A 7,138-nucleotide genomic window follows, 5' to 3' on the forward strand; every position below is an offset into this window, starting at 1 on the left:
GCCCGAGCCGGCCCGAGCCGGCTCAGCGCCGCAGCGTGCGGTAGACCAGGTGACCGGTGAGGGGGCCGAACCAGTGCCGCGCCGCGAGGATCTCGCCGCCATCGTCCACCGTGAAGGTGGAGATGTGGTCGGGGCCCTCGGGGCTCACGCAATGCACCTCGAGCCGGGTGGCCGGCGCCTGCACGGCGCCCGCGGCATAGGCGGTGCGGCTGCCGGGAAGGACGTTGCAGGTGTAGCGGTAGGTGACGGTCTTGTTCTCGCCGTCGAGGAACCGCATCACGTAGGGCGCGGCGCCGCTCCGGCGGGCCCGCAGCAGGGCCAGCAGGCGATCCTCGTCGGACGACATCAGGTCGCCGCCGAAGCCACGGCCCTGCACCGCCAGCCCGTCGCGGAAGGCGACCGACAGGCCCGCCGGCGTGGCATAGGTCGTGTAGGGACCGTTGCGCTGGATCGCCACGAAGATGCCCTGGCCGCCGCGCTCTTCGACCTCGACGAACTTCACCGGGCCGGGCACCGAGGCGACGGCGGCGGAGATCTCGGCCGGGCTCAGCGGCTCCGGACGGCCGCCGCCAAGCCGGTCCGCGAGCTGGCCCAGCACGTCGATCTGGGTGACGCGGTCGGCCTTGTTGGTGCAGGCGGCGGCGAGGCCCAGCGCAGCCAGGAGCAGGACGGGTCGGATGCGGCGCATGATCATCTCCAGAACCGTCCCCAGGTCTCGGCCAGTTCCGGCCGGTGGTCGCCGCGCACGCGGTCGTAGAGCCGGCCGCGGACATAGAGCTGCGCGCCGCCGTCGCGGGTGATCGGGCGGATCGTCACGTCGCTCTTGCGGCGGTTGGCGGTGCCCAGCGCCCAGTTCAGCGGCAGCGTCACCCGGATGCCCTTGTCGAAGGAGCCCTCGCCGAACTCGTCGGCGCTGAGCTCGGTGAAGGTGGCGAAGGCGCCGACGCTCCAGCCGTTGCCGAATTCGCGGTCGAGCGACACCGTGGTGCCCCAGTCGCCGGCAAGGTAGCGCCCGGCGCTGAGCTGGCCGCGAAAGCCGCCGCCGAAATCGTAATAGGCCGTGGCATGGCCGTTGAGGTTCGGGATCTCGCCGCTGATCGTCTGCATGTCCTGCAGCCCGAAGCCCATGTCGAAGTCGCGGCGCTGGATGGCGTTCAGCTCGGCGCCGAGCGCCAGGCGGCTGTCGACCGGCTTCCAGAGGAGTTCGCCCGAGGCGCCGGCATACATCCGCTCGAGATAGCCGAAGGTCAGGCGGCTGTAGAGCGCCTCGGCCGGGCGGCCGTAATGCGCCAGCGTCAGGTAGTCGATCGCGGTGTCGCCCTCGCGGGCGTATTTCGCGTAGGAGGTGCGCACCGCCGGCACGCCCGGACTGGCGGTGTCGGTGTCGGCCTCGGCGATGTTGCCGCCCAGGCGGCGGGTCACGGCGCCGGCCAGCTCCAGCCCCGGCGTCAGCCGCAGGGTGCCGCTCGCGGTGATACCGTAATCGATGCGCAGCGGGTCGTCGGGATCGAAGGTGCTGTAGCGCGCCGTGGGACCCAGCCACCATTCGAAATCCGGGAAGGCCTCGGGCGCCGTCGGCGGCACCAGCCCGGCGGCGTCGACGATTGCGGCGCGGGCCAGGATGGCCTCGGCGGCGTCGAATTCCAACGTCTCGAGATCGCTGCGCTGCACCACGATGGCGGAGGCCGGCACGCCGCCCTCGCTGGGCATGATGACGAATTCCTCGACCGCCGCCGGCAGCACCCGGCTCATCGCGCGCGCGGTGCGCCCGATGGCCTGGGCCGGCACGTTGTAGCGGCGGTTGTCGATGCGGACCACGGCGCGGCGCGGCTCCAGCGCCAGCCCCTCGAGGCCGATGCCCTGCTCGTCGAGCATGCGGCCGAGATCGCCGCGGACCTGGTTGCGCGCGATGCTGTTGTTGCTCCAGCCCAGATCGACGGCGCGGGCACCGCGCGGCCGCACCGGCAGCGGCGCCGCCTCGTTGCCGCCCGGCACCGGCGCGCTCTTCAGGTGGTTGAGCAGGCTGACCTGGAAGCCCACCTCGTTGCCGTAGGCGTGGTAGAGGGACAGCTGCACGTCCTCGCGCAGCCGGTAGTCGAGGCCGAAATTGAACGGCGCGCGGTGGTCGAAATCGGAATTGCGCTCTTCGAGGTCGTAGCTGTCCGAGGAATATTCCACCGCCAGGCGCAGCTTGTCGCTGACCGCCCAGGACAGGCCGCCGAAGACGCCCACATCGCCCTGGAAGAAGCGCGAGTAATCCACCGTGCCGCCGCGGCCGACGACCAGCGGGTCGCGGCTGCCGAGGCTGCCGATCGGCGAATGGCTGGCCAGCCGGCCCCAGCCTAGGCCGCCGGTGAGCTTGACCCCGGGCACCACCTCCTTGGTGGCGACGACGTATTCGCCGCTGTTCAGCCCGGTGCCGATGAAGTCCTGCAGGCCGACCGCCACCGCCGGGCGGTAGGCGCCCTCGGTCAGCAGCTGGAAGCGCAGGTCGAAGCTGCGGTCGTAATAGTCGTCGCGGTTGTCGAGCGTCGAATCGCGCAACCGGGCATAGCGGAAGCTGCCGCTCAGGCGGGGCAGCAGCTGGAAGGTCAGGGTGCCGCGATCCACCGGCCCGAGATTGCCGAAGGTCAGGGCGAGCGTGCCGTCGGGCGCCATCTCGGCCGTCGGCGTGTCGATCAGACCGGGCGCGCCGTAGAGGTTGTAGGACGGAAACTCCACGCTTTGCTGCGCCGCGGCGGTGCCGGTCAGGGCGGTGAGTCCGAGCAGCGCCGCGCGGCGGAGATGGCGGCGGCCGGTGGCCGGGTCGAACCGCATCGGGAGGCTCCTTCTGTGCGTCCTGGCCCGAGTTCTAGCGGCAAGCCGGACGCGAAGTCCACGCGCCTTCGCAGCCGGAGGTTGGCCTGTGGGCTTTCGGCACCGCGGCGCGGCGGCGGGCCGCCGACCGCGCCCCGGCGCCCGGGGCCGCCTTAAAGCTTCGGCAAGCTCTTTGACCTAGTCAGGGGACGGGGTTTTGTGGGAGTGGACCGATGTCAGTCGGTGGAAATGTCGCGCCTGTCATCATCAAGCGCAAGAAGGTCGTCGGCGGCGGCGGCCATCACGGCGGCGCCTGGAAGGTCGCCTATGCCGATTTCGTCACCGCCATGATGGCGTTCTTCATGCTGATGTGGCTGCTCAACGCCACCACCGAAAAGCAGCGCAAGGGCCTGGCCGACTATTTCAGCCCGACGATCTCGATCAGCCGCACCTCCGGCGGCGGCAGCGAGATGCTGGCCGGACCCACCGTGATCGGCGACGACCGGCTGCCGCGCGTCGGCGCCGGCGACCGCCCGGCCGAGATGGCCGCGCAGGGCGACACGGCGAAGTCGGCCGCGGCGCTCGAGGAGGCGCGCCGGGTCCTGCTCGAGAAGGTGATCGAGGCCGCCGAGGGCAACAGCCTGCTGCAGCATGTCCGGGCGCGGATCTCCGACCAGGGGCTGGTGATCGGGCTGCACGACCTGCCCGGCGCGCCGCTGTTCGCGCCGGACAACCGACCCGGCCCGCTGCTCGAGCGGCTGCTCGGGATGGTGGCCTCGCTGGGCGATCTGGTGGTCAACCGGGTGGCGCTCGGCACCCACAGCGCGAGCTATCCGCGCGCCCTTGCCGTTGATCCCGCCTGGGAGGTCAGCGCCGCCCGCGGCGCGGCGCTGCGCGGGGCGCTGGTGGCGGCCGGGCTGCGCGACGCGCGGATCGCCCGCATCGTCGCCCACGGCGACCGCAGCCCGGCCCACGACAACCCGATGAGCCTGTTCAACAACCGCGTCGAGATCGTCTTCCTGCGCTGAGCGCCGCGGCCCGGAATCAAGACGATTTTACCTGTTAGCGGGCCGTTAAACCGGCGCCCCTATCAGAGGCATGGAGCGCATGAGCAATCCTGAAAGGCGTGGCATGACCATCTCCTCCTCCCTGAACGCCGGTGTTGCTGGACTGGCCGCGAATGCCAGCCGCCTGGCCTCGATCTCCGACAACATCGCCAATTCCGCGACCTACGGCTACAAGCGGGTGGAGACCGATTTCCACTCCATGGTCTCCGCCGATACCGGCGTGACCTACAATGCCGGCGGCGTGCGCACCACCTCGCAGCGCCTGATCGACCAGAGCGGGTCGCTGGTCTCGACCACCAACCCGACCGACCTGGCGGTGCGCGGCCGCGGCTTCCTGCCGGTGGCCCGCGGCACCGAGGTCGAGGCCGGCAACGGAGCGCCGCAGATGTTCCTGACCACCACCGGGTCGTTCCGCACCGATGCCGGCGGCTACCTGCGCAGCGAAACCGGGCTCATGCTGCTGGGCTGGCCGGCCGCCGCCGACGGCAGCGTGCCGACCTATCCGCGCGACACCTCGGACGCGCTGGAGCCGGTGCGGATCAACGTTAACCGCTTCTCGGGCGAGCCCACCACCCGGGTCTCGCTCGGCCTCAACCTGCCGGCGACCGAGACCATCCCCGGCGCCGGCGGCGCCACGCTCGACCTGCCAGTGGAGTATTTCGACAATCTCGGCGTCTCCGAGAACCTCAACATCGCCTTCACCCCCACCGTGCCCGGCGCCAGCCCGGCCTCCAACACCTGGACCATGGTGATCGAGGATTCGGTCAATCCCGGCACCACGATCGGCGAATACGACATCGTCTTCGACAGCAGCCAGGCCGCCGGCGGCAGCATCGCCAGCGTCACCACGGTCTCCGGCGGGGCCTATGACGCGGTCAGCGGGTCGTTCATCGTCAACGTCGCCGGCGGCCCGATGGAGATCACCATCGGCCGGCCCGGCGAAAGCGACGGCATCACCCAGCTCTCCGACAGCTTCGCGCCGCTCAACATCTCCAAGGACGGCTCGCCGGTGGGCAACATGACCTCCGTGGAGGTCGATGCCAACGGCTTCGTGCACGCCTTCTTCGACACCGGCATCACCCGCACGGTCTTCCAGGTGCCGCTGGTCGACCTGCCCAATCCCAACGGCATGGTGGCGATGGACAACCAGCTCTACATGCCCTCGCCGGAAAGCGGCAGCTACTTCCTGTGGGACGCGGCGGACGGGCCGACCGGCGACATCGTGGCCTATGCGCGCGAGGAATCGACCACCGACGTGGCCAGCGAGCTGACCAGCATGATCCAGACCCAGCGCGCCTATTCGTCGAACGCCAAGGTCATCCAGACGGTCGCATTGTCCTTGGCCGAGGCCACGGCCTTGCCGGTGGCGACCTCGTTCTGGGTCGATTGCAGACCCGAATTGATCGACTTCAGCGTTTGCAGCGCGACCATCGCGCCGTTGTTCGTCAGAATGCTTGACATGCTATTTGGACCCTATGGTTCTGTCGCCAATCCAGCGACGATGCGTGGCCGCCCGAAGGCGTAGCTCCAACGTCGTTCTGACACCAACGGGGTCGCCTTCCGGCCGGTCCCGCGCCATCCGATCGGATGCCGGGGCACTGTCGCCCGGAGCCGTTAAACCTTCCCTAATCCCGGCCCCGGATTAGCCGCAATTGTCTGAAAACAGGTCACTTCCCGCCTCCCGCGGCTCAGGCCCGGCGTTCCAGGCGTTGCCGCCGCGGCGCCGCGAGGGTCTGCCGGGCGCCGCCATCGTCATAGGTCTCGGCGCCCTCGCGCAGGCGGCGCAGCGCCGCCAGCCGGTCGCCGACGCTGCGCAGCCCGGCCAGGGCCTGTTCGAAGAGGTCGCGGTTGCGCCGCAGCCTGGCCTGCAGCGGGGCGAGCGCCCCGGCCTCCGCGGGCGGCGCGGCGGCCAGCGCCGCGACGAGGCGCTCCCTCTCCGCCGCCAGGCGCTCGATGGTGTCGAAATCGCCGTCGAGGAGGGCGTCGCGTTCGCGGTCGAGCAGCGCCCCGAGCGCCGCGATGCGGTCTTCGGTCACGGCCTCGGCCCCGGGCTCCCTGCCGGTCTCAGCCATCGGAGCGCTCCGCGACGGCGTGGAACAGCATCTCGGCCAGCCCGATGCCGCCCGCCGCGACCATCTTCTCGGCATAGGCGTCGCGCAGGAAGGAGGCGAACTGCGCTTCGCCGGCGCCGCCGCCGCCGAAGCCCTGCAGCGGCTCGCCGACCTTGGCCGCGGCCAGCATCTGCGACAGGAAGCGCGCCTCGAACCCGGCCGCGGCGCGCATCAGCGCCGGCTGCCGGACCGGCGGGAGCCGTGCGGGCGCGCCCGCCAATGAAACTTCCTGCGCCATGCGGTTCGCTCCGGTGCTGTGAAACTTTTCGCAAGCTGAGCGTGCGGCGGTAAAGATTCGGTAAGGCCCCGGTGCGATTGTCTCCGCGATCCAGACCAGCGTGTGGCCCATGACAGTGATTCCCGAAATCTCCCAGGGCCGCGCCGCCGCCGCCAGCGCCCTTGTGGCGGCCCCGGGCGACCCGCGCGCGGCAACCCGGACCGGCCCCATGCCCGGGGGCCAGGGCACCGCGCGCGGGACAAGCTTCGAGGACATTCTTGCCGCCCACGGGACGGGCCCGCGCGCCGATGCGGAGCCCGCGGACGGCGGCTCCGACCCCGCGCCGTCCGCGGCCGCACCACTGGCCGCGGGCGCCGAGAAGCGGGGCGAAGCCGGGCCGGAGGGTCCCGGCCCCGCGGCGGAGGCCGCCACGGCGCGCGACGCCGCGCCCGGCCCGCCCGGGCCGACGCATCCGGACCCACCCGCCAATGCGGAACGCCGCGCCGAAACCGAAACGCCCCCCGACCCGCCTTTGCCGATCCCCGCCATCGGCGCTGCCGGCCGACGCGGCGGCGCGCCTGCGCCGGACGCCCGAAAGCCAACGACGGCTGGCCCGCCACCCCGGGACCGCACCGCAGCGCCGGTCGCTGCCGGGCCGGCGCGCGGCGCGGCCGCGGCCCTGCCACCGGCAGCTCCCGCCGATGGGACGGCCGGGCGGCCGCCTGTCGCCGCGCCCGGCGCGGCCCCCGCGCCACCCGGGGCATCGCCCGAAACTTCCTTAGAGGCCCCGAGGACCCGTCCGGAGGCGGCCGCTCGCGCCGACCCGAATGCGGCGCCGGGGGCGCCCGATCCGCACACGTCCCGGACCGGTCCGGAGACATCCCTGGCGCCGCCCGCGTTCCGGCCCGGGCCAGGACAGGGTGCCGCGCCCGAAGGGGCGGCAGCGC

At 71.9% G+C, this 7,138-nt stretch carries 6 protein-coding genes; 2 read left to right on the forward strand and 4 right to left on the reverse strand.

The window, feature by feature from the left end:
• Positions 1–22 precede the first annotated feature (22 nt).
• Positions 23–688 (reverse strand): YjbF family lipoprotein, encoded by a 666-nt coding sequence (locus ACXYMW_RS19490; protein ID WP_459036995.1) that lies wholly within the window; start codon positions 686–688, stop codon positions 23–25.
• 2 nt (positions 689–690) lie between these two features.
• Entirely contained in the window at positions 691–2,817 is a 2,127-nt protein-coding gene (locus ACXYMW_RS19495) for a YjbH domain-containing protein (protein ID WP_459036996.1), read from the reverse strand.
• Positions 2,818–3,029: 212 nt separating this feature from the next.
• On the opposite strand from ACXYMW_RS19495, the gene ACXYMW_RS19500 reads away from it, so the two are divergent.
• Together ACXYMW_RS19500 and ACXYMW_RS19505 are read left to right on the forward strand one after the other, a co-directional pair.
• Positions 3,030–3,824, forward strand: coding sequence for a flagellar motor protein MotB (locus ACXYMW_RS19500; RefSeq protein WP_459036997.1), 795 nt, complete (start codon positions 3,030–3,032; stop codon positions 3,822–3,824).
• Positions 3,825–3,927: 103 nt separating this feature from the next.
• Positions 3,928–5,388, forward strand: a complete 1,461-nt coding sequence (locus tag ACXYMW_RS19505) for a flagellar hook protein FlgE (RefSeq protein ID WP_459036998.1) — start codon at positions 3,928–3,930, stop codon at positions 5,386–5,388.
• A gap of 163 nt (positions 5,389–5,551) precedes the next feature.
• On the opposite strand, the gene ACXYMW_RS19510 is transcribed toward ACXYMW_RS19505, so the two are convergent.
• Entirely contained in the window at positions 5,552–5,935 is a 384-nt protein-coding gene (locus tag ACXYMW_RS19510) for a flagellar protein FlgN (RefSeq protein WP_459036999.1), read from the reverse strand.
• A complete protein-coding gene (locus ACXYMW_RS19515) occupies positions 5,928–6,212 on the reverse strand; it encodes a rod-binding protein (protein WP_459037000.1) in 285 nt (94 codons plus the stop codon). The genes ACXYMW_RS19510 and ACXYMW_RS19515 overlap by 8 nt, the downstream gene beginning before the upstream one ends.
• Positions 6,213–7,138: the final 926 nt, after the last annotated feature.

The organism is Roseivivax sp. CAU 1761 (genome assembly GCF_054482755.1).

What these genes read in the sequence shown, in the direction of transcription:
- ACXYMW_RS19490 (WP_459036995.1), bottom strand. Translation starts at nt 688, where the DNA reads ATGCGCCGCATCCGACCCGTCCTGCTCCTGGCTGCGCTGGGCCTCGCC.
- ACXYMW_RS19495 (WP_459036996.1), bottom strand. Translation starts at nt 2,817, where the DNA reads ATGCGGTTCGACCCGGCCACCGGCCGCCGCCATCTCCGCCGCGCGGCG.
- ACXYMW_RS19500 (WP_459036997.1), top strand. Translation starts at nt 3,030, where the DNA reads ATGTCAGTCGGTGGAAATGTCGCGCCTGTCATCATCAAGCGCAAGAAG.
- ACXYMW_RS19505 (WP_459036998.1), top strand. Translation starts at nt 3,928, where the DNA reads ATGACCATCTCCTCCTCCCTGAACGCCGGTGTTGCTGGACTGGCCGCG.
- ACXYMW_RS19510 (WP_459036999.1), bottom strand. Translation starts at nt 5,935, where the DNA reads ATGGCTGAGACCGGCAGGGAGCCCGGGGCCGAGGCCGTGACCGAAGAC.
- ACXYMW_RS19515 (WP_459037000.1), bottom strand. Translation starts at nt 6,212, where the DNA reads ATGGCGCAGGAAGTTTCATTGGCGGGCGCGCCCGCACGGCTCCCGCCG.